Source organism: Francisella adeliensis (assembly GCF_003290445.1).
In the GTDB taxonomy this organism is placed as follows: domain Bacteria; phylum Pseudomonadota; class Gammaproteobacteria; order Francisellales; family Francisellaceae; genus Francisella; species Francisella adeliensis.
The window spans coordinates 1,749,263-1,774,202 of sequence record NZ_CP021781.1; the positions used below are offsets into that span (position 1 = coordinate 1,749,263).

Sequence of the window (24,940 nt, forward strand, 5' to 3'; positions counted from 1 at the left end):
AATCTCGGTAACAACAGTAAATGCTTATATTTCGAAATACTCATTCTTAAGTGCTATAATACTCGAAATTTTTAAGATAAATAGAGCAATCTAATGCCTACTATTTCACCCAAAGAAAATAAAAAAATAGCTCGCCAATGGCTAAAACAAATATCAGAGCCAGCAAAAAAACAAATAAAGCTAACTGTTTTAATATCGATAATTAGCGGAGTACTATTGATAGCTCAGCTATACTTACTCTCAAGTATTGCTTATGATGCGTATATTTTAAAACTTAAACTCACAACGCTAACAAACTCTTTTGTAATTATATTCGCTATTGTGGTTATACGAGCTGGGTTAAGCTGGTTAAAAGAAGTGGTAAGCTATAAATCTGCTGTAATTGTCAAAAAACAACTAAGAGAGGATATAGTAACTCACATAGACAAGCTTGGACCAGTGAAATCTAGTCAAACAGCAAATGCAAACCTCATTACAAGTGCAATGGAACAAGTTGATGGCGTTACAAATTATCTAACTAAGTTTTTACCACAAGTGACTCTATCTGCAGTTATGCCGATGATTATTTTAGCTTTTGTTTTATATCAAAACATAGTTGCTGGAATTATCCTACTAATATGTATGCCATTAATTCCACTTTTTATGATAATAGTTGGTCTTAGTGCAGAATCTGAAAGCCAAAAACACTTTAAAGAACTAGCTCGCATGAGTCTCACATTTTTAGATACGTTAAAAGGCCTCACAACTCTCAAACTTTTTAATAAAAGTAAAATACAAAGCGACAAAATATTTGAAGCATCTGATAGCTATAGAGTTCGTACGATGAAAGTTTTAAAATTAGCATTTCTTTCATCGGCTGTACTAGAGCTTTTCTCAGCAGCATCAATAGCATTAGTCGCAATTTACTTAGGCATGGGATTTATTAATCAAGGTTCAGATAACCATATCTGGTGGACGCTTGGAGATTTAAACCTGCAAGGAGCTTTGTTTATACTGTTACTAGCTCCTGAGTTTTTTATGCCATTACGAGAGCTTAGTACACACTACCATGCTAAAGCTGATGCCGTAGGTGCTGCACTTGAAATTGCTAAAATATTCGAGTTAAAACCAAATGAATCTGCAGATAAAGTATTTGATGGAAATATTAAAAACATCAAAATAAAAAATCTTAGTGTGAGTTATGGCGATAAAAAAGTATTAAAAAATATTTCTTTGGATATTAAGCAAGGGCAAAAGATAGCTGTTATAGGTGCTAGTGGTGCTGGTAAAACAACTTTTATAAACACACTGCTTGGGTTTATAGAATATGATGGAAATATAGCTATTACATCCTCTAACTCCAAAGAGCATGAGTTAAAAACTCTCACAGAAAAATCATGGTTAGAGAACATATCGTGGTTAGGGCAAAATGCTTCTCTGTTTAAAGGTTCAATAAAAGAAAACCTACAACTTGCAAACCCTAACGTGAGTGAAAATGAAATTCATGACGCAATTACTAAGGCAAATATTGATACATTCATCAAGTCACTACCGAATGGCTTAAATACACAAATTGGCGAACAAAACTTAGGTATATCAGGGGGGCAAGCTCAAAGACTAGCCTTAGCACGAGCATATATTAAACCTCATGATTTACTAATACTTGATGAACCAACTGCAAGCCTAGACAAAGAAAGTGAAACAAAGGTAATTGAGTCACTTACATCATCATGGCAGAATAAAACCGTAATCATGTTAACTCATAAGCTTAGCTTTCTCGAATGTGTCGATAAAATCATAGTTCTTGAAAATGGCAAGATAGTTCAACAAGGAAATTTCAAAGAACTAGTCAGCCAACAAGACAAAGCTTTTTACAGCTTCTATAAAAATGAGGTGGTGCTATGAAAAACTTAATACCATTTATCAAGCTCTTCAAAAACCAAACTCAATGGATGCTCTTAGGTACACTTCTAGCATGGTCTACTATACTCATGGGTATTGGGCTAATGTCGTTATCTGGTTGGTTTATATCTTATACTGGGTATCTCGCAACAACTAGCTATGCTGTAGCAAGCTCTTTTAACTATTTTTATCCTGCTGCTGGAGTAAGAACTTTTTCATTAGGTAGAATTGTCGGTCGTTATGGCGAAAGAATATTAACTCACGAAGCAACTTTTAAAATTTTGACAGATGTACGCGTGTGGTTTTATAAAAAACTAGAACCTCTCGCACCATCACATCTTTACAAATATAAAAGTGGCGACTTACTTTCAAGATTAGTAAATGATATTAGTGCTTTAGATAATTTGTATATTCGCATATTATCACCTACTGTTGTATTTTTACTATCAACTTTTGCTATATTTCTACTATTTTGTTTCTTTAGTCTGAAATTGGCAATTTGTACAGCTTTAGCACTTTTAACTATCGGATTACTTATACCTGCTCTCTCAAGCTTTGTAGCCTATAAGAAATCTCATAGATTAAATGAAATATCTAATGAACTAAAAACAGACATTACCGAGCGAGTAAATTCACTAGCTGAACTAAAGATATTTGACTTAGAAGATACTCATCTTGAAAAAATAAAAAAAGATAATGTTAGCCTACTAAACCAAGAAACTAAACTAAGTAAGATTAATGGTTTAGGTTCTGCCTTAATGACATTAAGCTTAGGTCTGACAATAATCATGGTAACACTATTTGCTGTTTCTCTTACGAGTAATGGCTCAATAAATGGTGCTTTTATAGCTCTTATATTTTTGGGAATTATGGCTGTATTTGAAGCATTAATGCCTCTACCATTAGCTTACCAATATCTTGGGAAAACGCTATCTGCTTCAAAAAGAATTCTAAACATTACAAATGCTAAACCTAATGTAACCTACCCAAAAGAATCTGTTGAAATACAAAATAATGATATTTGTTTTGACAATATAAGTTTTGGCTATGTTAAAGGCTCTAGTGTGTTTAACAATTTTTCTCTTGAAATAAATCAAGATGAAAAAATAGCCCTCTTTGCTCCAACAGGTTCTGGTAAATCGACAATCATAAATTTACTAAATAGATTTTGGGATGTTGATAATGGTTCAATTACTATTGGCAATAAAAACATAAAGAAACTCAGCGAAAACCAAATTAGAGATTTAATAACTACAATTAACCAATCACCACATATTTTTAACACAACGATTAAAGAAAACCTTTTAATTGCAAATTCAAACGCCACTGATGAAGAGCTGTTAAGTGCATTAGAGCAAGTAGAACTTAAAAAACTTGTTGACTCTTTACCAAATGGCTTAGACACTTGGACTGGTGAGCTTGGTAGGCATCTTTCAGGTGGTCAGCAAAAACGCCTAGCGTTAGCCCGTGCTTTTTTACAAGATAAACCAATTCTAATATTAGATGAGCCTACAGAAGGACTAGATAAAGAAACTGAGCGAGTTGTTTTTGATAACCTTTGTAATCTAATGACTAATAAAACTGTTATATTTATTACACATAATTCTAAACTGTTAGATAGGTTTGATAGAGTTGTAAATCTATAAACAAAGACTGTTAATTTGATCTAATTTTTCAAGAGAACAAAATGGCTAAGCTGAGTTGAAGTTTTAGTTTTAGTTTTAGTTTTAGTTTTAGTTTTCTTAGATAAATAGCAAACATTTCGACAAGCTCAATGAACTTTCGCTATTGAGTTAATATTCTTAAATATCATTCAGATTTAAGTTCTCTTTGCATTAACTCTTTAACAACATCTCGAGCATCGACACCTTCATAAAGAACCTTATATGTAGCAAATACTAACGGCATATCTACCCCATGTTTCTTAGCGAGTTTATATACAGCTTGAGCTGTTGAATAACCCTCAACGACATTGTTTACTTTAGTAAGTGACTCATCTATAGAACAGCCTTCACCAAGATAAAGTCCAAACCTACGGTTTCGTGATTGATTGTCTGAACAAGTTAGCAATAAATCTCCAAGACAACTTAGTCCTAAAAAAGTCTCATCTTTTGCACCTAATTTATTACCTAGCTTTTTAATTTCAGCTAGCCCTCTAGTAATAAGAGCTGCATGAGCATTAACCCCAAAATTAAGTCCTGCAGCAACTCCTGCAGCAATAGCTAATACATTTTTTACAGCCCCTCCAACTTGAGCCCCAATGATGTCTGAGGTTGAATAACACCGAAATGTACTATTACTAAATAATTTTTGGACATATTCAGCGTATTCTATATTTTTTGAGGCTGAAACCACTGCTGTTGGCAATCTATTAGCAACCTCTTTTGCAAAGCTTGGTCCTGTTATTAAAGCAAAACTATGCTGTGGCAAAATTTGCTCAACCATCTCACTCAATAATGAATAACTATCATGACAAAACCCTTTTGTTGCACTTATTATATTTTGACGGGGTTGTATAATCTGCTTTAGCTTATTAAGCGTATCTTTGAATCCTGAGCTTGGTGAAGCTATCAAAATATCATCAAAATCAGCAATACAATCTTGCCAGTTTTGTATAGCTTGCAAATTATCAGGAAATTTTTCAATATTTGGAATATATTTAATATTATTGTGGTTTTCGATCATACTTTGATTATGCTCATCACGCCATGAGTTCAATCTCACTTGATGACCATTATAAGCAAGTTGTAATGCTAAAGCTGTGCCCCAAGCCCCTGCCCCAAGAACTAAAATATTTTTTTGCATGAGATTTTCTTAAACAAAATAAACTTATGAACTCTAATATATTAAAATTGAGCTAGATAGTAAACAGATAGAGGCATTATTTATAACTGAAGTTACACACTAAATATTTTTTGAGTGTTATAAACTATATTGCAGCCATAGTGGTAACATTCTCTTGATATCATTCATAAACTTAAATAGTCCAACATTAAGTTCAACATTACCACTAGGATCGATAGTTTTGCAAGGAAACGCAATACCAACCCCAAATAGCCCTGGTGCTATTATCCCTGTTGAAGAGTCGTATTTACTAAAGTCAACTCCCTCTAATACAGGGGTTCGTTGATTAAATCCTGTAGCATAGATAACTTTGTTATAGTTCGGTAAGTGCTTATCTATTTGCTCTTTTGTAGAAAGATATCGACTTACCCTTTTATCAAGATTTTGAGAAATATTTTGCCTAACCCACTTTGCAGTTTCACCTTTTAGGCCAGTATTATCGTAGAGTGTCCAGCCATCCATTCTTACAGCATAACGCAAAGGTTCTAAATAAAAGTTTGCTATATCAGTAATCCCAGCTTCAATAAGGTTTCTAACTATAATCATTGCTGAGTGTGAAGATCCAAATATCGCTATTTTATCATCATTAGAAACTTCTTCAGCAAGAATACTCGGAGTTAATGCTGATGCTAAACCTATTTCATGACACCTTTCACTATCATGAAGAGTTAAGGATTTAGGGGTGGAACCTGTTGCTAAAACAACTTTCTCAGCATAGTATGTTTGTTTATCTGAAACAAGATTCCAAGTACCGTTCTTCACATATTGCTCAGTTATATTAGCTTCGCAAGAATTAACCTTAGTTCTAAGGTTATCAGTAACCCACCGTAAAGGTTCTGCAGCATTTTTTAAATGAGTAAAGCCTTCTTTATCTTGCGTATTCAAAACAAACTTTTCATTACATTCACTATAATCAAAAGAATCTATTTGATTTAAAAAACTTAAAAACAATTTCACACTAGTATTACTACTAACTTCACACCACTTTTGCCCAAAATCTCCAACTCTAAAATCAGGATCTATCCACAGTATATCTTTAGCATCAACATTATTATCCAATAACAGTCCTACAGTGGCGATACCTGCCGGCCCAGCTCCTATAATAGCCCATCTAAACTTATCTTTTAACATAAAAATCCTCAACTTTTCTATGGAACCTATATTATGATTCTTTTATCTAGATAAGAAAATCCAATATCTTATATATTGTATATCAGTAAAACTTATATTAGTATTCCTTATATACTATGAATTATGAAGCATTATAAATGAAAATATCCCTTAAACAACTGCAGGTATTTGTAAATACTGCAAAAACAGAGTCTATAAGTACAGGTGCTGAGAGATGCTTCATCTCTCAAGCTGCCGCAAGCATGTCCATATCTCAACTAGAAAACCTATTAGGCTCTACTCTATTTGATAGAGTAGGTAAGCGCATTCGCTTAAATTCGAACGGTGAAAGCTTACTTGCCAAAGCAATACAGATACTAGACCAGGTAGAAGAGTTTGAAGCATTTGCTCTAAATGATAATTCTTTATCAGGCAAATTAGTAATTGGTGCTAGCACTACAATAGCAAACTATCTTTTACCTAAATATATTGCAAAATTCAAAGAGTTATATCCTCAAGTTCGTATCAAACTAATTAGCAATAATACCCAAGAAATTATAAATGAAATAGAAAGACTGAACTGTGATGTCGCATTTGTTGAGGGTGAATGTCATAGTAATATGGTTTCTACCACTTTTTGGAGAGAAGATAACTTAAGAGTAATTGTTCGAGCAAACCACCCTTTAGCTAAAGAAACTGATATTACTGTTACAAAACTACTTGAATACCCATGGGTAACAAGAGAGGTTGGTTCAGGAACACACCAACTACTAATAAAAGCTTTAGGAGAGCATATAAAAAGCCTTAAAAAGGCTATCACCCTAAACTACGATGGTGCAAAAAAACAATACATTTATAACAGTGATGCTGTTGCTTGTTTATCAGAACTATCAATTGCAGATTCTTGGAATGGCGACAACTTCTCAAAACTAAGAATCAAAACTAACGAATTAGACCTTAGCAGAAATTTTTATAAGCTACTACACAAAAATAAATATCATACAAACCTAACTGAAACATTTTGTAAATTCGTTGAAAGCGACATATAAACTTGTATTTCATCAAAATAGCCTTATATTAATAGTAGATAACAAAAAAGGAGATCTAAAATGTCTATCGGAATAATTTTACTTATCATTGTTGTAATTATTGGTGCATATATTGTTATGACATACAATAAATTAATATCAGAAATTGAAACAACAAAAAATTCACAAAAGCAAATCGATGTGCAGCTAGATCGCAGATCTAAGGTTTTTGATTCACTTATCAATGTGGTAAAAAAATACATGGATTATGAGCAAACTACGCTTAAGCAAGTAGTTGAACTTCGTAGTCAAGCAAATCAAGCACAAGCTGATGGCGATGAGAAAACTAGAATTACAGCAGAAAATAAAATTTCTCAGTTTGCAAAAGGAATAAATGTTCAGTTTGAAAACTACCCTGAGCTTAAAGCTAATCAAAATGTAATTCAGCTTCAAGAAGAGATCACTTCTACAGAAAATAAATTAGCATATGCAAAGCAAGCTTTTAATGACTCTATCGAAAGATACAATGCTCATAAGAAATCTTTTTTTGCAGGAATTGTTGTTAATATTTTCAAAAAATTAGATGAAAACTTTGTGTACTGGAATCTTTCAGAAGAGAAAATACAGCAACTTGAAGAATCAAGAGTGGAGCTATAACAAATGCAAGAAAATTTGCAATTTGGTTCGGCTAATTGGCGTGAGGTTGTTGCTAAAAACACCCGAAAAACTTATTTCGTAATTGCGACATTTTTGGTGGTTTTTTTCTTGTTAGGCATCTTTGTTGATACTTTTTGGCGTTATAGTGAACTAGCTAATGCTTATTATCATACTTATGGGACACAGCTACCAATATCAAAGGTGTTTATTGCTCTAGCGACTTTTCAGATCCCTCCAGTTGCCACTATGATAATTTTCGCCATAGCTGTTATATGGGTTCTTATTACATTTTCATCTTACGATAAGATAATGCTTTCAGGTACCGAGTACCAAGAAATTTCACCAGATAACCAAGATCCTCTTGCGCGTAAAATATATAATGTTGTTGAAGAAATGAAGGTAGCTGCTGGTATGAGATATATGCCTAAAGTTTTTCTCATCGAAGCAAATTATATGAATGCTTTCGCATCAGGCTACTCTGAAAAATCTGCAATGGTAGCTATCACAAATAAGCTAGCTAATGCTTTGACTCGTGATGAGCTACAAGCTGTAATGGCTCATGAGCTAACACATATTCGCAATCAAGATATTAAGCTAAATCTATTTACAATGGTTTTATCTAATATGATGCTGATAATCATGGATTTCTTGTTTTATTCAGCACTATTCTCCGGAAATAACAACAGTAGAGATAGTAAAAATAATAATGCTGCTGCATTTTTTATCATAATAATGATATTACGTTATGTGTTGCAGATATTTACTATATTTATGATGTTATTTTTAAGTCGTACACGTGAGTATATGGCAGATGCTGGAGCTGTTGAACTAATGAGAACTAATGTCCCTATGGCAAATGCATTACTAAAGATATCTAACGATAGTAAATCTGCAGAGGCTCAGCATAGTTACAAACATAATAAAAATGAAAACTTGCGTAGAGCTTCATATATTTTTGATCCATTAAGTGCTGGTATTAGTGGTGGTGATATGTCTGATTTATTTTCAACACATCCATCTATTGAAAAAAGGCTTGCTTCTATGGGTGTTAAAAAGGACTAACAGCTATAATAAATGCCTTCACTTACTGCTCTTATTCTCTCGCATTTAATTAAATGAGCTCTATAGCCAAAGCCATAAGAATGATAGTGTTTTCTTATACATTATGACAAGCTGTATAAACATCTCCTTCAATAGCTCTTAGGCTTGGATGCTCTTTCTTACAAATATCTGTAGCTATCTTACATCTTGTGTGAAATGCACAACCCTTAGGAGGATTTAGTGGTGATGGTAGTTCTGCTTTTTCTAACTGAAACCTTCTTTGTTTTGCTAACTTTGGATCTGCAATTGGGATAGCATCTAAAAGAACCTTTGTATAAGGGTGTACTGGGTTTTTATAGATATTCTCCTTAGGAGATACTTCTACAAGACTACCTAGATACATCACAAACAACCTATCAGAAATGTGCTTCACAATACTCAAGTCATGAGCTACAAATAATATCGTAAGCTTAAAATCTTTTTGCAACTCTTTAAGAAGGTTTACAACTTGAGCTTGTATAGATACATCTAATGCACTCACAGGCTCATCACAAACAAGCAGTTTTGGTTCACAAATCAAAGCTCTTGCAATACCTATTCTTTGGCACTGTCCACCAGAAAACTCATGAGGGTAGCGATACATTTGCGACTCACTTAAACCAACTTTTTTCATGATAGAAAGCACTTTCTCATCTACTTCTTTTTTACTTAAATCTTTATTGAAATTAATCAATGGTTCAGCAATGATATTTCTAACAACCATTCGCGGATTAAGACAAGCAAATGGGTCTTGGAAAATCATTTGAATATCTCTTCTGACGCTTAGCCATTGCTTATGTGACTTATACTTATGAAGTGGATGCTCACCTTTCCAGATAACTTCTCCATTAGTGATATCATTAAGCCCAATCAATGCTCTTAGCAGTGATGACTTACCACAACCAGACTCTCCTACGATACCGATAATCTCACCCTCTTTCACATCAAAGCTTACATCATTTACAGCTGTAACCTTTTGAATGACTTTACCTGTGATAGTTTTCTTTATTGGAAACTCTACAGTTAGGTTTTTGACTTCTAAAACATTCATCTATCTATACTCCTTAACAAGGTGACAAGCTGTACGCTGATCTCCCATCGAAATCAAAGCAGGATTAACATCTCTACATATACCTTTTGCATAATCACATCTTGTAACAAAAGGACAACCTTTTGGCATATTGTGAATATTTGGTGTTTCCCCAGGTATAGTCTGTAAAACCTCCACTTCCTTAGTGATACTTGGCATAGTATTTAGTAGACCCTTTGTGTAGGGGTGCTGCGCTTTTGTAAATATATTATCTACCGTACCTTGCTCCATAACATTACCACAATACATAACCATCACATCATGACAAATCTCCGCTACCACACCTAAATCATGTGTGATAAACAGCATCGACATGTGAAATTCTTTCTGTAAGTCTGCCAATAATTGTATAATCTGACCCTGTACTGTTACATCAAGAGCCGTAGTAGGCTCATCAGCAATCAATATCTCAGGATTGCACAGTAAAGCCATAGCTATCACAACTCTTTGACGCATACCACCGGAAAACTCATGCGGATATAAGTTGAGCCTATTCTTTGCATCAGGTATTTGCACTGCATCTAGCATCTGCAATACCTTTTGAGTAGCGTCTTTTCGAGACATTCCTTTATGAATTGTCAAAGGCTCTAATAACTGCTTGCGAATATTCATGTATGGATTCAAAGAAGTCATTGGGTCTTGAAATATCATTGAAATCTTATCGCCACGAATTTTGTTCAAATTCTTAACTGGCATATTGATAAGGTTTTGACCATGAAATAGTGCCTCACCAGATGCAACAGCATTACCAGCAAGTAAACTCATAAGTGATAATACCGTTTGGCTTTTACCAGATCCTGACTCGCCAACTATACCTAGGGTATGACCTTTTTTAAGATCAAAACTAATATCCCTAACAGCGGAAAATACGCCATCATCAGTTTTGAAACCGACATTTAAATCTTTAATTTGAAGTGCTAAACCTTCCATTATCATCTACCTCTTACTCTTTGGATCTAGTGCTTCTCTCATTGCATTACCAACAAAGTTTAGAGCCAATAAGGTTACAGTTAAAAATGCCGCTGGATATACTAATAACCACCAGTAGCCTAAAGTTATATATGATGCACCATCACTTATCATTTCACCCCAGTCTGTCATTGGTGGCTGCACCCCAAGACCTAAGAAACTCAAAAATGCTGATAGCATAAGTACTGTAGGAATTGTAAGAGTTATATATACGATGATAATACCGATAAGGTTTCTGATGATGTGCTTAGTCACAATTTTACGGTTTGTAAGACCTGCAACCTTAGCAGCTTCAACAAATTCTTTATGCCTAAGTGCTATAGTTTGCCCACGTACAACCCTAGCTACATCAAGCCAAGATACTACACCGATTGCCACAAATACTAGTATGAAATTTCTACCAAATAGAGTAACTAACAGTATTGCAAAAAACAAAAATGGTAAAGCATATAACGCATCTACAATCCTCATCATAATGCTATCTACCTTACCTCCTACAAATCCTGCAAAAGCTCCCCATAGTGTACCAATTACTACTGAAACAACTGTTGCTACTATAGCTACCTCAAAAGAAATCTGACCACCTACAAGTACTCTTACAAAAACATCTCTGCCAATAGTATCTGTGCCAAAGAAATGCTGAAATGATGGTGCTTGAGTTGTACCATACAAATCTATATGAGAAAAATAGTTATCTGGATACAACCACGGCACAACAAAACATGCAACCAAAATAAAAACTATCACAAATAGTGAAATCGTAGCAACTCTATCCTTTTTAAATCTTATAAAAGCATCTTGAAAAAGACTCTGTTTATTATTTGCCATTATTTTATCCTCGCTTTAGGATCTATAAATCCATATAAAACATCTACAATCAAATTAAAAATCACAACTAAAATACTGTAAATAATAGTCAAAGCTAAAACGATAGCATAATCTCTGTTTGTCGCAGCATTTACCATTTGTGTACCCATACCTGGTAATGCAAAAACTTTCTCAATAATAATAGTACCTGTCAAAATACCTGCTGCTGCTGGACCTAAGAATGAAATAGATGGCATCAATGATGGTTTGATCGCGTGTACAAGCACAATTCTTTTTTTGGATAACCCTTTAGCATAAGCTGTACGAATAAATGGCGAGTTAAGTGTCTCAATGATGCTATTTCGTTGAATCTGAGCTAATATACAAATAAATGGTAAACTCAAAGCTACAACTGGCAAGATTAAATGACTAAAGTCCATACCCCACTGACCTGGTGGTAATAGATGAAATTCCACTGCAAATATAAGCACTAAAACTGGAGCTGTAATCACTGTAGGTATTGCAATAAATGTCACAGAAAAGATACTCACAACTCTATCTACAATACCATTCTGCTTAAGTCCTGCAATAGTCCCTAGTGCTAAGCCAAAGATAGTTGTTACAACTAAAACGATACTACCAAACGACAGACAACCAAAATCCACTATCTCCATCTGTTGGGAAAATAAGGTCATTCACAGATGCACCGATATTTTTATACGACAGACCAAAATCAAAATGAAATATTAGATTTTTAAGATAATTCAAATACTGCTGCCATAATGGTAAATCCATACCATACTGATGATGTAGCTTATCTAGTACTTGTTGGCTCATTGCTCGATCTGAAGAAAATGGGTCTCCCGGAGTTAAATGTACTAGTAAAAAGGTAATTGTAATCACAAAGAATACTGTTGGAATTGCTCCAAATATTCTTTTTAAAATAAATTTCATCATAATAATTATACCTTAGACTGTGTTATCGAAAGTTGCTTAGCCCTAAATCTACCCATTACATTCCCTTTAGGTTTAAACCCTTTCACATAAGGTTGCACAAGCTGTATAGCTGGCTCAGTGAATAAAGGTACTATTGGATAGCCTGCCGTTTGCTTGATAATCAATTGTCGTTGCAACTCATAAAACTCTTCCTTTGAATTAGCAACTAGTGATTTTTTATATATTTTATCTGCTGCTTTATCACAGTAGTCACCTTTGTTGTTATCACTATGACAAGTATACATCTCAGTATAAGTATTTGGCTGATTAAAATCTGCAATCCAAGCCATTCTACCAACATCAAAATTACCGTTCTTTAGACTATCTAGATAAACTTTCCAGTCTTCATTAAATATATCAATCTTAACTAAATCACCGAAGTCTTGCTGCCATGAGCCTTGTAAAACTTGAGCCATCAAACGATTAATATCAGAAGTGTTAAAGTTAACAGTAAATTCTAGTGGATGTTTTTTTGAATACCCTGCTTCTTTAAGAAGCTCTCTTGCCTCTCTTATTCTTTGAGGTATTGGTTGGTTTATCCAATCGTAACCAGGAATATCTTTCGCTAAGTCTTTATATCTATCACCAGCTACAGCTTCTGGTACAACTAAGTAAGATGGTACAACTAACCCCTTTTTAACCCCGTTCGCTATACCTTCTCTATCTATAACCATACTTAAAGCTTTACGCACCCTTATATCTTGAAATTTAGGATCTCTCATATTAAATACAAAATAAGCTTGAGAAAGCATTGGAGCTGGCTGAAATTGATTATTTGTAAAATTCTCTTTGTACCAATCTGCTGTATTTGCAGGTAAACGACTATAAGTGATACTCTCTCCACCCGCTTTGTAGTTCTCTAAGTCACTAGAAACATCTGCTATCATCAGGTATTTCACAGAATCAATACTTACATTTCCAGCATCCCAATAGTTAGGAGACTTTTCTGCTAAAGCGTAGCCATTATGAATCCATTTAGTTAGTTTATAAGCACCATTACTTATAATTGTACGAGGCTTAGCAGCCCAAGCATCCCCATATTTATCTATCGCTTTTTTATTAACAGGAAAAAAAGCATAAATAGTAAGTGAATCTAAAAATGTTGGATTAGGTGCTGCAAGTGTAATTTGCAAAGTATACTTATCCAAAGCCTTTACACCTAATGTATCTGGAGACTTTTCACCTGCTTGGATGGCTACTGCATTAACTATAGGATTAAAATACGAAGCATAAGCACGAGTTAGAGTAGCTGGAGTTACAGACCTTCTATATGAATACACATAATCTTCTGCAGTTACTGGATCACCATTTGTCCACTTAGCATTTTTTCTTAAATGAAATGTATAAGTCTTACCATCTTCTGATATATCCCAGCTAGATGCTCCTGTCGGTATAACCTCTGATTTTTGATTATAATCAACTAAACCTTCAAAGATATCTTCAATCACTCTGCTTGAACTATTATCCGAAGATTGTTGCGGATCTATCGAAGGCATATCGGTACCTATATTTACAACTAACTGATTGTTGTCTTTTGTAAGCTGTCCAGAGTATGCATCATCGCTACTATTTGAATCATTAGAACAACCTGCTATTAGAATCAAACTAACAATAGATGTTAATATTAATGTTTTTTTGAACATAATTATGAATAAATAAATATTGGTTCATTCCAATTTAAACCATTGATTTATAAAACTCAAATGCTTTATGCCAATACTAATACAATTTAGTAAGATATTGAATTTGGAACTATATGTAAAAGTTATTTATTTTTTAGCTTTAGATGAACTAGTATTTTGATTGTTCAACTCTAACTCTAGTTTTATTCTAGCCTTATCTGGAGTCATAAAATATGAGGGGATAGTGCCTAGCTTGTCGTCAAGATTATTATAGTTATATGTATTTTCTCCAGATGGAACTCTACTTGATCTTATTACAACTACACCTTTTTTAGTTAGCTTAGAGATCACACTCCACACATCAGAAGGTATATTACCATCTCCTAAACCAGCTACTACCAATCCTTTTAGACCCTTATCTTCAAGTAGATAATCTAATGAATCAGAAGGCATCCCTTCCCATGTAGAAGCTATAACCACTTTAGGAACAGATTCACCAGGGATCTTATAGTACTTCTCTGGGTGATATGTAAAAAACTCAACTTTACCATCAGTAACTGTACCTAATCTACCTTGCTTAAAAGCATCTACATTTGTGGTGTTCATCTTCTGTACATATTTAGCCGAATAAATATTATCATTCATAACAACCATTACATGTTTATGACCACTTAAGCCCACCGAAATTGCATCATAAAGGTTCATTGCACCATCAGAAGAAAGCTGATCTGAGCTTCTCATACTACCAACAATAACTATTGGTTTTTTAGGCTGTATAGTAAGAAACAAGAAATAGGCTGTTTCTTGCATAGTATCTGTTCCGTGAGTAATAACTATGGCTCTTATGTTTTTATCATCATTATACTTCTTAACTACTAATGCTAGATCTCTAATGTCTTTATAAGTAATATTTCCAGAATCCTTATTAAAAACTTGTTCTGCCTTAAATTTCACACCTGTAAATTTTGAAGTGATTGGTTTTATCAAATCCAATACCGATACTTTGCCAGCAGTATAAATACTACTAGTATTTGACCCACTATCTGAAACAGCTGAGATTGTGCCTCCAGTACCTAGAACAATAACTTCAGGCTTATTAGCAAACGCTGTAGCAAGACCTATAGTTAAGACTACTATCATTAGTAAACTTTTAATCATATTCATTATATCAATTCTCTTTTTTAAATTTTATTAAGTTTATTTTAAAGTCAAGAAACTCTAACTAAATTAGCAATATCTGCCAATAAAATCTTCTGCCCAACATCACTACCAAAATTTACGGTAAAAAACTCTTTTGAGCCTTGTGCTTGAGCTTTTACAAATATTCCTTTGCCGAATATCTTATGAAAAACTTTATCGCCTTTTTTAAACTTATTATCTTTTGAGTTTGATTTTAAAAAATCAAATGGCGATGTGCCGAAATTTGTCTTAGTTTTTTGTCTAGCAGCTGATGCTTGTCTTGTCGCTTTTGCTTTACTTATATGCTCATCATCAATCTCTGCGAGAAATCTTGATTTCACTTGAAAACTACTTCGCCCAAATATGTTACGAACTTCAGCATGGCTTATAGTCAAAGCCTTCATAGCTCTTGTAATTGCCACATAGAATAATCGGCGTTCTTCTGCTAGTTTTTCTTTAAGCTTGTTAGAATGCTCTCCATCAAAAGATTGCTCTGAATTAATCACTGCACTAGGAGGGAATACTCCCTCTTCTGCAGCAACTATAAACACATATTTAAACTCTAGTCCTTTTGATGCGTGGACTGTCATCAGCTGTATGCTATCTACAGTATCGTCAGCCTGCAGATCTCCAGCTTCAAGTACTGCAAATGATAAAAATTCCTGAAGAATATCAGTATTGTCATCAAGTAACTCAATTTGTGGCTCAAAGTCTTTAGCTGCACTTATAAGCTCTTTTAAGTTGTCTATTTTTTGACGGTCTTTTTCAGTATTTTTTTCTTCATAAGATGCAATAAGTCCACTAACTTCTATTACAACCTCTAGAAGTTTATCTAAGCTTAAATCTGCTACTTTTGCAGATATGTTTTCTATAAGAGCGATAAATTTAAGGAGCAATCCCGCCGTGCGTTTTGTCAAAAGATCGCGTTGTACAACCTCTATAGTCGCTTGCCAAAGTGACAGCGAGTTTATCTGCGCAAAGTTACGAATAGTTTCTAAAGTCTTTGCCCCTAGACCTCTTGTTGGAGTATTAATAATTCTCTCAAAAGCTAGATTGTCTGCCTTTGAAACTGCTAGTCGTAAATAAGCTAAAGCATCTTTTACTTCTGCTCGATCAAAGAACTTGAAGCCTCCGTATATTCTATAAGGAATACTTCCATAAATACAACTTTCCTCAAGTACACGCGAAAGGTAGTTTGAACGATACAAAATCGCTATATCATTATAGTCTGTACCATTTGCGTGTAAATCACGGATTTTATCTATTATGTACTTGGCTTCATCGCGTTCATTTACAGCTGTATAAACATCAACTTTCTGCCCCTCTTCAGCTGCCGACCAAAGCTGTTTTGACATTCTATTATCATTGTTTTTAATCACTGAATTTGCAGCATTTAGAATATTTTTTGTCGATCGATAGTTTTGCTCTAGCTTTACAATATCTACATCTGCGACATCTTTTACGAAACTATGAATATTATCGACAACAGCGCCACGCCAGCCATATATAGATTGATCATCATCACCTACTGCCATGATGTAGTTATCATCAATCAAAAGCAGTTTCAACCACTTATATTGGACACTATTTGTATCTTGAAATTCATCTATCAAAATATACTTAAACATTCTCTGATAGTATTCTCTTAACTGCTTATTCAAGCTAAATAACTCATATAAATAAAGTAATAAATCAGCGAAATCTAAAGCCTGCTCAGCCTGTAGTTTTTCTTCATAAGCTTTATATATCCCATTATAATGAGAGTCATACTGTCTTGAGAGTTTATTACTCCTTATAGCTTGATCTTTTTGCTTGTTAATGAAGTTTTGTAACAATTTTGGAGGATATTTTTTATCATCGAGTTCTAGCTCTTTTATCACTCGTTTTAAAAGTTGAGCTTGCTCGTCCTGGTCAAGTATACGAAAGTTTTTATCTAGTCCCAGCTCATGAGCATGTTTACGTAAAAGCCTGTGTGCAATACCATGAAAAGTTCCTATCCACATTCCAAAAGCTGAAACTCCAAGCATACTACTTACTCTAGCCTGGATTTCTTTTGCAGCTTTATTAGTAAATGTAACAGCTAGGATATTCTCAAGGTCAGCCCTACCTTCTCTACAAAGATAGGCTATACGAGAAGTAAGAACTTTTGTTTTACCACTACCCGCACCTGCTAGTATAAGAGAGTTACGGTCTTCTAAAAGAACAGCTCTGCGTTGCTCTGGATTTAGATTATTAAGAAACTGATGTTTTGACATTCTATAAAATATTTTTAAATTACTGAAAGTATTTTAACAGAAAATAATTCACTATTCTGAGCTTTCAAAAGTAAGTTTATACGCATAACAAGACTGTGCCACAAACACTATTGTTACGCTTAAAAGTACAGCCAATGCAATTCCCGTCTCTTGATAAATATAACCAAAGATACTAACTGTAATCACAAGCAGTATCATAAGCAGTAATGAACTAGATACTACAAACTTATTTTTCTTCATGTATATAAGAGTAGGTGCAGCCAAACACCCCGACATTATTACACATTGCATTACCATAAATATAAGCAATATATTTTCACCGACTATATAATCTTTGCCATATAAGAATAATACATCTCTTCCAAATACAATTGTAAGCAACACTATAATAAAACTCGCGATACTCATTGCCGCAAGGTTCTTATTAAATACATCCCTAATTCTAAACAAATCATTATCATTTATAGCTATAGCTATAGGTGTTAAGGCTATAGACTGTATACATGCTAAAAAGATATTTGCTATTAGCTGAGAAAATGATGCTGATGTTGCAAACACTCCTACACTTCCTTCATTTGCTAAGAAAACTTCAGCACCTATAATCGCCAGATAAGGAACTGTAAATAAAGCTAATGTATAAGGAAGCCCGGACAATCCTGAACTTAACCACTTTGTATACTCAATTTCCTCTGTCTTTGTAAAAAATAGTCTCATTCTCTTAAACAACAAATAAAACATAACTACAAATGCAATGACCCATGGCACCATAAATAAAACTACCGCAGCATACGAGTTCCTAAAACTTTCATCAAAAAACATTAAAGCTGCTAGAAATAGCATCGAAAAGTTTATTATGATTTTATAGATGACATTTGCTAACACTGGTTTTGAAAACCCAATAAGCACTCGGTAAAAAAAGAAGGAAAGCGCCATAAAAGGTATAAATATCACTGCAACAAATACTGGATGAGGATTTTTAAATAATAAAATATCCTTAGAAACCCAATAGCCAATAAATGCTATGATGTAGTAAAAAACTGTTAATAACCCAACAACACTAAACACATACACAAAAAAGGCTTTTACTACACCATTTTCTTTAGCTTTAACGGCAATAGCAATCACATTTATAGCTGTAATATCTGCTCCTAGCAGACAAATTATATATGCAACACTAGCAACACTATATGCTGCTGAGAAATCACCAAACTTTTCAGAACCTAGGTATCTAGCAACTATGATTGTTGCCAAAAAAAATGATACCGAAGCTAACAACTGAATCAAAAACAACAATAGACTTCTTTTCATTTGCACCTCGAATAAAATTACTATTTATTTTTAAAAATATGTCTTATTAACTTTACAACCATCAAGTGTGAGCTTATATGCGTACAATATTTGTACTAAAAACACAAAACTTACAGACAATAATACTGCAAAGGCAATTCCTATTTCCTGGTAAATATAACCCAAAAGACTGATAAATGCTATAAGCAAGATAATAAGTAGTAAAGAGGTAGATGCTACAAACTTATTTTTCCCCATATAGATAAGAGTAGGTGCTGCTAAACACCCCATCAAAATCACGCACTGAGTGATAATAAACATCAGCAAAACACCTTCATCAACAACATATTCCTTACCATATACTGATAGTATATCAGCGCCATAAAGTAAAGTTATCTCTATAAGAATAAGACTTAACAAGGTTATATTAAGTGTATTCCTATTAAAAATTCGTCTGATTATTATAAATTTTTTATCGTAAAGTGCTTCAGCTATTGGCTCTAGATCAACCGACTGTATACATGCAGAAAAGTTTGTTGCTATTAGTTGTGAAAGAGCTATCACTGTAGCAAAAATACCCACACTCTCTTCATTGTTAAGAAACACTTCTGCTCCAATAATTGACAAATAAGGTATTGTGAGTAGAGCTAGAGTATAAGGTAGTCCTGAAAGACCAGAACTAAGCCACCCTACATAATCAATCTTTTCGGGGTTACAAACAAATATTTTCATTCTCTTAAAGAGAAATAAAGCCATAATACAAAGAGACAATATCCATGGAATCATAAACAGAACAATCGCTATATGTGAATCTCTAAAAAACTCATCATAAAACATCAAGGATGCTAAAAGTAACATTGAAAAATGTATCAAAACTTTAAAAAGAATATTAGCAAAAACTGGCATTGAAAAAGAGATAATAACTCTATAAAAGAAAAAAGTAAGTGCCATAAATGGTATAAATAATACAGCAACAAAAACTGGATGATCATCTTTGAAATATAAAATATCTTTTGCAACCAAATATCCAATGAAAGCTATCATATAATATATAATGCTTAAAAGTGCTACCACAGTAAATACATAAATTACAAACGCTTTAATAACACCATTCTCTCTAGCTTTAACTGCTGTCGCTATAACATTTATTGCAGTCATATCAGCACCAAGCAAACATACTATATAAGCGACAACTGCCACACTATATGCCGCTGAGAAATCACCGAAATCTTCTGGACCAAGATATCTAGCAACTACAATTGTAGCAAGAAAAAATGACATCGAAGAAAATAGCTGAATCAATAGTAGAAATAAACTTCTCTTCATGCTTCTCCTTATATCCTATATTTTTAGTAAAACTTAATTACCTTACTTGTACTTGCATTTAATCCCTAGTTTTTTATTTCATTATTTTCAAGCACTACCTTCGATACTTCTATAGGAATTTCTATATTATTTTCTTTTAAATATTCGAAAACCTTAGCTCTTAAGTCACTTTCTATAGCTAATTGCTCAACTCTATAACAAAATGCTCTTAGCGTGAAGTTAAGGCTATAATCACCATACTCTTCAAAAATCACGAATGGTTCGATACCTTTCAATACTCCATCTTGATTTTTTGCAACCTTATAAAGCAGCTGTGTCACAGCTTTAGGATCACTATTATATGCAACCTTAACCTTCAAAACTATTCTACCTATTGAATTAAAGGTTTCATTTGAAATCACATCGCTCATAAATAAGCTATTTGGAATAATTAGAGTCTTATGATTAAAAGTTTCTACATGAGTTGATCTAAGCCTGATTTTTTTAACTTCGCCAATCTCATCATCTATATTTATCCAATCACCTACTTTTACTGGTCTTTCAACCAAAAGCATAAGTCCTGCAAAAAAATTCTTGATAAGATCTTGAAGAGCAAAACCAAAACCAACTGACAATCCACTTACTATAAATGCTAGTGATGTACCACTTATTCCAAATGAATATATAAATATTACCAAAGAAATAAATACACCGAGATATCCTGTTGCTGTGTGTATAGCTTTATGCGTACCATTATCAATGTTTATATAAGGCAAAATATGCTTGTCAGATATGTTCTGGATAATTCTTGAAATAACTAAGCACACTACTAGTATGATGAGTGATTTTAGGATATCTAAGATAGCAAAGTGCTTTTCACCAGCAATATTAAAACCATAATAGTAAGCTCTATAGACACTATCAGTAATTTCATGATAAGGTACACCTATCTCTATAAGTACCAAAAAAACTCCAAGAACTATAAAAACTATTTTGATAATCGTTCTTAGCCAGTATTCAAAAACACTTTCATTTTTAGAGTCACTAATTTTTTGAATAACTTGTTCACCATACTTAGATGTTTTCTGAAGTTTTGCTAGAAAAACATAAATCCCTATAGTTAAAGCACTATATAATGAGTAAAAAACCACAAAGACAAACATCACTCTAAGCACACTAATGATTACACCAGCTATTAGATTGTCCGATCCAACAAAAGATGAGCCTAAATATAAAATTGCTACAAATAATACTGCAAACCTTACGATGTTAGTGTAGACACTTATATCTTTAACTATTGATTCTGATTTACGCATCTTTTGAACCACTTTCATTGCAACAAAAACCAAAAATATACTTAATATAAAAGATATTACAGTATTTCCTTGAGCTCCGTATACAGGATCAAATGAAGTTGTAGCTGAGAAAAAATCCATACCATGTATAGATAATAATAATAAGAGTATAAATATATAAAGTTGCAACCAAAATGAAGTTACCTTTCTTAAGTTTATACCAAGTATCTTGATTAAAATGAAAACCATATTCTGAATGATCAAATATATATAAACAACATAGTTTCTTTCAATCCAATCAAACTTTATAAGCAAAAACTTAAATATACCTATGATGAATAAAGATGGTATCAGAGAACACCAAAAAATACGCAAAAATATATTTATCTTATCTATTAATTTACTATCACTATAAATACTTAAATAACGACTTATAAAACGCATATTAATTGCAAACAAATAAACACATAAATTATATACCACTATAGCAAGCAGCGCTGACAGGAAAAATGGAGTAAATTTATGTTTATTTGCACTATACTTTATCTCGTCAACACCTTTATGCCAAGCTGTCGCAAAAACAAGAATTTTATCTTTCTTTAATATATCCGTATTACGAGATTCTATGCGTATTTGCGAGACTTCACTTAAGCCTCCTTCTATAAGTTGCTTTGAATCAATAATGTAAGCTCTAGCTTCTTCTAAGTTGCTAAGCTTAAATTTAAGAAAATCATATCTTTCTTTTACTATTCCATTATTAAACTCTTGTTTTTGTTTAGTTAAAGACGAATAAATTTTTAGTTGCTTCTTTCGCAAGACTATTTCTTTTTCAACATGATTTTGAAGAGATACTAACTTATTAAAACCTCTTAATGCTTGCTCCCTAAACTCATAAAGCTGCTGTTCTCCTATCATTTTACTATTTTCAGAATCTTCGATATAGTCACCTAAAGGAGCTAGTTCTGACATAATTATATCTACTTTCTGTATAATTATTTTAGTGTTATTAGAGTACTCTGTTTTTGAGTAAGAAACACCTACACTTAATAGCAAAAGTATAATAGAAAAAATAGTTTTGAGTTTCATAAGCTACAGCCTTTTTTAATTCAAATTATTTGAAAACAAGGCATCAGTAAAATCATTTGCCTTAAACACCTGCAAATCATCAATTTTCTCACCAACACCAATGAACCTTATTGGCAAGCCCATTTTTTTAGCAATAGAGAATACTACCCCTCCTTTTGCTGTGCCATCAAGTTTGGTAATTGTTATACCAGTTAAATTAACTAAATCATTAAAAGCTTCCGCTTGGGAAAGTGCATTACCTCCTGTTGTAGCATCTAGTACTAGCATAACTTCATGAGGTGCTGAATCATCAATCTTATTAATAACTTTAATAACTTTCTTAAGCTCTTGCATTAGGTTATCTTTGTTGTGTAGCCTACCTGCGGTGTCTGCTATTATCACATCAACATCTTTTGACTTAGCTGAACTTATTGCATCATAAATCACTGAAGCACTATCAGCACCTTCATGCTGATATACAACTTGAGTGTTATTACGGTCACCCCACTCTCTAAGTTGCTCAACTGCAGCTGCTCTAAAAGTATCTCCTGCCGCTAGCATTACTGATTTACCTTGAAGCTGTAACTTTTTAGTAAGCTTACCAATAGTCGTAGTTTTACCTACACCATTTACACCAACTACAAGTATTACATGAGGGGTATTTTGAGAATTAATCTCTAAAGGCTTCTCACTTGGCTTTAAAATCTCAGTAAGCTTTGCTTTAATAATTTCATTGAGAGTATCTACTGTTTGCAACTCATTTCTAGCCACCTTATCGCGAAGGTGATTTACGATTTCATCTGTTGCCTCAACACCAATATCGGCTGTAAGCAATTGCATTTCTATTTCTTCTAAAAGTTCTTCATCAACGATTTTTTGTCCCATTAAAATGGTATTTAAACCGCTACCAAACTTACCTGCAGTCTTAGAAAGGCCTGACTGTAGTCTAGAAAAAAGGCCTTTTTTTTGACTCTCGTTAGATGGTTGCTGTACTTCTACAGACTCTTTTTTCTTCTTAAAAAACATATTAATTCCAGTAAAGATTATTCAAAATATTTATCTTTAAGTTTTGCAATCTTCTGATGAAGTGGATCAAACATACTAACAATATTTTTAGATTTAATAAGATGAACTTCTCCATCAAAAGCTATTTCATCCCCTGCTCGAGCATAAACTTCAAGCAACATAAAACGAAGATTTATATTGTTTGGACTTTTTTCTAATGAGTCTTGAACTGTAATACTCGCTTCCATATATTTCTCGCCATCAAGATATTGCTCAACTAACTCTTCAACATATCTCATCTCATCTTCTTCATATATCTCAGAATCAATTTCTTCTACTAAATCATCTGCTTTTTTAAAGCTATCATCACTAGCTGTTTCAAAAACCATACCTTTTGATGTCTTAACAGCTGTGCTTTTAGTATTTTGAGGAGCAGTAATACTTTCTTCTGCACTATCATCCTCTGGTTTATCACCTGTACTTACTAACTCTGCTATTTTGCTAGTTTTATTTTCACTAGTATTAATAAGATCATTGATATCACTTTCTAGATTAACTTTTTCTTCTAAATCTTTATCCTTGATATTTTCAGCAGCAACTTTACTATGCCTACTTCCATCTAATGGGGCAGAGAAATCAAAAGCTTCTTGAGGACCTTGATGACTATCATCAGCTTTATAAAAATCGCTATCAGATACTACTGGAGAAATTCTAGACATCAGATGATCTCTTCTTTTCTTGGAAAGAACCTCTAACTCTTGTTCTTTTTTTGAGTTTCTGCTATCCCAAAACCTTTTGCCAAATATAAATAACCCCAACAAAATAATAATCACAAAAATAAATTTAGCTAACTTACTAAAAATAGAGCTTGACTCACTACCATCATTCGACTGAGTCTCTTGAATATCCTGATTATTGATTTTACTATCTAAGTCACTACCATATGTAACAACTTTAGCATCATCATTTGGCATTATGTTTGGAACAGTATTTTGTGATGATGTTGTTTGAGTATTTTGTGTCGCAGCTGACCGATTAGAAACCATAGCTTGGTCACCAAGATTTGATGAGTCTGTTGTTGAAGAATTATTATTGCCAATAACTTTAGGTGTCTGTGAAACATTACTAGCATTATATGTCCCTTGGACCATCTCATTACGAACTAAAGTAAGTCCATCTTCAACTTCATCTTTTGTTGTTGGAATAGCAAGCTTATCTCCAATCTTTATGCGATTATCAACAATCCCTGGAACCTCAGACTTATTGATACCTTTAATAGAATCTGTTAACTCACCAGTACTTATACCATTTACAGTGTGTGATTTGGCAATTTTATATAAATAATCGCCGCTTTTAACAGTGTATATTTCCATTGAATATAATGGCTGTAACGCAACTATAGCTGAACCTGCTATCAAAATCTTGCTGATATTCTTTAACATCTAGAAAACCCTATAATATACTT

The 24,940-nt window shown here is 33.3% G+C and carries 20 protein-coding genes; 5 read left to right on the forward strand and 15 right to left on the reverse strand.

Going from position 1 to position 24,940, the window contains the following annotated elements:
• Positions 1–93 precede the first annotated feature (93 nt).
• On the forward strand, positions 94–1,884 hold the full coding sequence (gene cydD, locus CDH04_RS08445; protein ID WP_112870597.1) for a heme ABC transporter permease/ATP-binding protein CydD: 1,791 nt from the start codon (positions 94–96) through the stop codon (positions 1,882–1,884).
• A complete protein-coding gene (gene cydC / locus CDH04_RS08450) occupies positions 1,881–3,527 on the forward strand; it encodes a heme ABC transporter ATP-binding protein/permease CydC (protein ID WP_112870598.1) in 1,647 nt (548 codons plus the stop codon). Before cydD ends, cydC begins: the two co-directional genes overlap by 4 nt.
• Before the next feature lie 163 nt (positions 3,528–3,690).
• On the opposite strand, the gene CDH04_RS08455 is transcribed toward cydC, so the two are convergent.
• Together CDH04_RS08455 and CDH04_RS08460 are read right to left on the reverse strand one after the other, a co-directional pair.
• Positions 3,691–4,686 carry an NAD(P)H-dependent glycerol-3-phosphate dehydrogenase gene (locus CDH04_RS08455; RefSeq protein ID WP_112870599.1) on the reverse strand — a complete coding sequence of 332 codons (996 nt, stop codon included), beginning with the start codon at positions 4,684–4,686 and terminating at the stop codon, positions 3,691–3,693.
• Between the two features lie 117 nt (positions 4,687–4,803).
• Entirely contained in the window at positions 4,804–5,856 is a 1,053-nt protein-coding gene (locus CDH04_RS08460) for an FAD-dependent oxidoreductase (RefSeq protein WP_112870600.1), read from the reverse strand.
• Between the two features lie 137 nt (positions 5,857–5,993).
• Here CDH04_RS08460 and CDH04_RS08465 point away from each other — a divergent pair, with 137 nt between their 5' ends.
• From CDH04_RS08465 to htpX, 3 genes are read left to right on the forward strand one after another with little or no spacing between them, the layout of a single operon-like run.
• Positions 5,994–6,884, forward strand: a complete 891-nt coding sequence (locus tag CDH04_RS08465) for a LysR substrate-binding domain-containing protein (protein ID WP_112870601.1) — start codon at positions 5,994–5,996, stop codon at positions 6,882–6,884.
• A gap of 60 nt (positions 6,885–6,944) precedes the next feature.
• On the forward strand, positions 6,945–7,520 hold the full coding sequence (locus CDH04_RS08470; protein WP_112870602.1) for a LemA family protein: 576 nt from the start codon (positions 6,945–6,947) through the stop codon (positions 7,518–7,520).
• A gap of 3 nt (positions 7,521–7,523) precedes the next feature.
• On the forward strand, positions 7,524–8,582 hold the full coding sequence (gene htpX / locus CDH04_RS08475; RefSeq protein WP_112870603.1) for a zinc metalloprotease HtpX: 1,059 nt from the start codon (positions 7,524–7,526) through the stop codon (positions 8,580–8,582).
• 94 nt (positions 8,583–8,676) lie between these two features.
• Here htpX and CDH04_RS08480 read toward each other — a convergent pair whose 3' ends face one another.
• The 13 genes from CDH04_RS08480 to CDH04_RS08535 all read right to left on the reverse strand — a co-directional run bounded on the left by CDH04_RS08480 (position 8,677) and on the right by CDH04_RS08535 (position 24,917).
• A complete protein-coding gene (locus CDH04_RS08480; protein WP_112870604.1) occupies positions 8,677–9,651 on the reverse strand; it encodes an ABC transporter ATP-binding protein in 975 nt (324 codons plus the stop codon).
• Positions 9,652–10,620 carry an ABC transporter ATP-binding protein gene (locus tag CDH04_RS08485; protein WP_112870937.1) on the reverse strand — a complete coding sequence of 323 codons (969 nt, stop codon included), beginning with the start codon at positions 10,618–10,620 and terminating at the stop codon, positions 9,652–9,654.
• Between the two features lie 6 nt (positions 10,621–10,626).
• On the reverse strand, positions 10,627–11,487 hold the full coding sequence (locus CDH04_RS08490) for an ABC transporter permease (RefSeq protein WP_112870605.1): 861 nt from the start codon (positions 11,485–11,487) through the stop codon (positions 10,627–10,629).
• Positions 11,487–12,161, reverse strand: coding sequence for an ABC transporter permease (locus CDH04_RS08495; protein ID WP_234393468.1), 675 nt, complete (start codon positions 12,159–12,161; stop codon positions 11,487–11,489). The genes CDH04_RS08490 and CDH04_RS08495 overlap by 1 nt, the downstream gene beginning before the upstream one ends.
• On the reverse strand, positions 12,103–12,423 hold the full coding sequence (locus CDH04_RS09865) for an ABC transporter permease family protein (RefSeq protein WP_234393469.1): 321 nt from the start codon (positions 12,421–12,423) through the stop codon (positions 12,103–12,105). Before CDH04_RS09865 ends, CDH04_RS08495 begins: the two co-directional genes overlap by 59 nt.
• A 5-nt stretch (positions 12,424–12,428) precedes the next feature.
• The gene (locus tag CDH04_RS08500; protein ID WP_112870606.1) at positions 12,429–14,105 is read right to left on the reverse strand and encodes a peptide ABC transporter substrate-binding protein; all 1,677 of its coding nucleotides are present in this window, start codon (positions 14,103–14,105) and stop codon (positions 12,429–12,431) included.
• 126 nt (positions 14,106–14,231) lie between these two features.
• The gene (locus tag CDH04_RS08505; RefSeq protein WP_112870607.1) at positions 14,232–15,248 is read right to left on the reverse strand and encodes an asparaginase; all 1,017 of its coding nucleotides are present in this window, start codon (positions 15,246–15,248) and stop codon (positions 14,232–14,234) included.
• 44 nt (positions 15,249–15,292) lie between these two features.
• Complete coding sequence (locus CDH04_RS08510) at positions 15,293–17,518, reverse strand: UvrD-helicase domain-containing protein (protein WP_112870608.1); 2,226 nt, start codon at positions 17,516–17,518, stop codon at positions 15,293–15,295.
• Positions 17,519–17,569: 51 nt separating this feature from the next.
• The gene (locus CDH04_RS08515) at positions 17,570–18,826 is read right to left on the reverse strand and encodes an MATE family efflux transporter (protein WP_112870609.1); all 1,257 of its coding nucleotides are present in this window, start codon (positions 18,824–18,826) and stop codon (positions 17,570–17,572) included.
• A 30-nt stretch (positions 18,827–18,856) separates the two neighbouring features.
• Positions 18,857–20,131, reverse strand: a complete 1,275-nt coding sequence (locus CDH04_RS08520) for an MATE family efflux transporter (protein ID WP_162699223.1) — start codon at positions 20,129–20,131, stop codon at positions 18,857–18,859.
• Positions 20,132–20,196: 65 nt separating this feature from the next.
• The gene (locus tag CDH04_RS08525) at positions 20,197–22,374 is read right to left on the reverse strand and encodes a mechanosensitive ion channel family protein (protein WP_200164494.1); all 2,178 of its coding nucleotides are present in this window, start codon (positions 22,372–22,374) and stop codon (positions 20,197–20,199) included.
• 132 nt (positions 22,375–22,506) lie between these two features.
• The gene (gene ftsY / locus CDH04_RS08530) at positions 22,507–23,496 is read right to left on the reverse strand and encodes a signal recognition particle-docking protein FtsY (protein ID WP_112870612.1); all 990 of its coding nucleotides are present in this window, start codon (positions 23,494–23,496) and stop codon (positions 22,507–22,509) included.
• 17 nt (positions 23,497–23,513) lie between these two features.
• A complete protein-coding gene (locus CDH04_RS08535; protein ID WP_112870613.1) occupies positions 23,514–24,917 on the reverse strand; it encodes a LysM peptidoglycan-binding domain-containing protein in 1,404 nt (467 codons plus the stop codon).
• Positions 24,918–24,940: the final 23 nt, after the last annotated feature.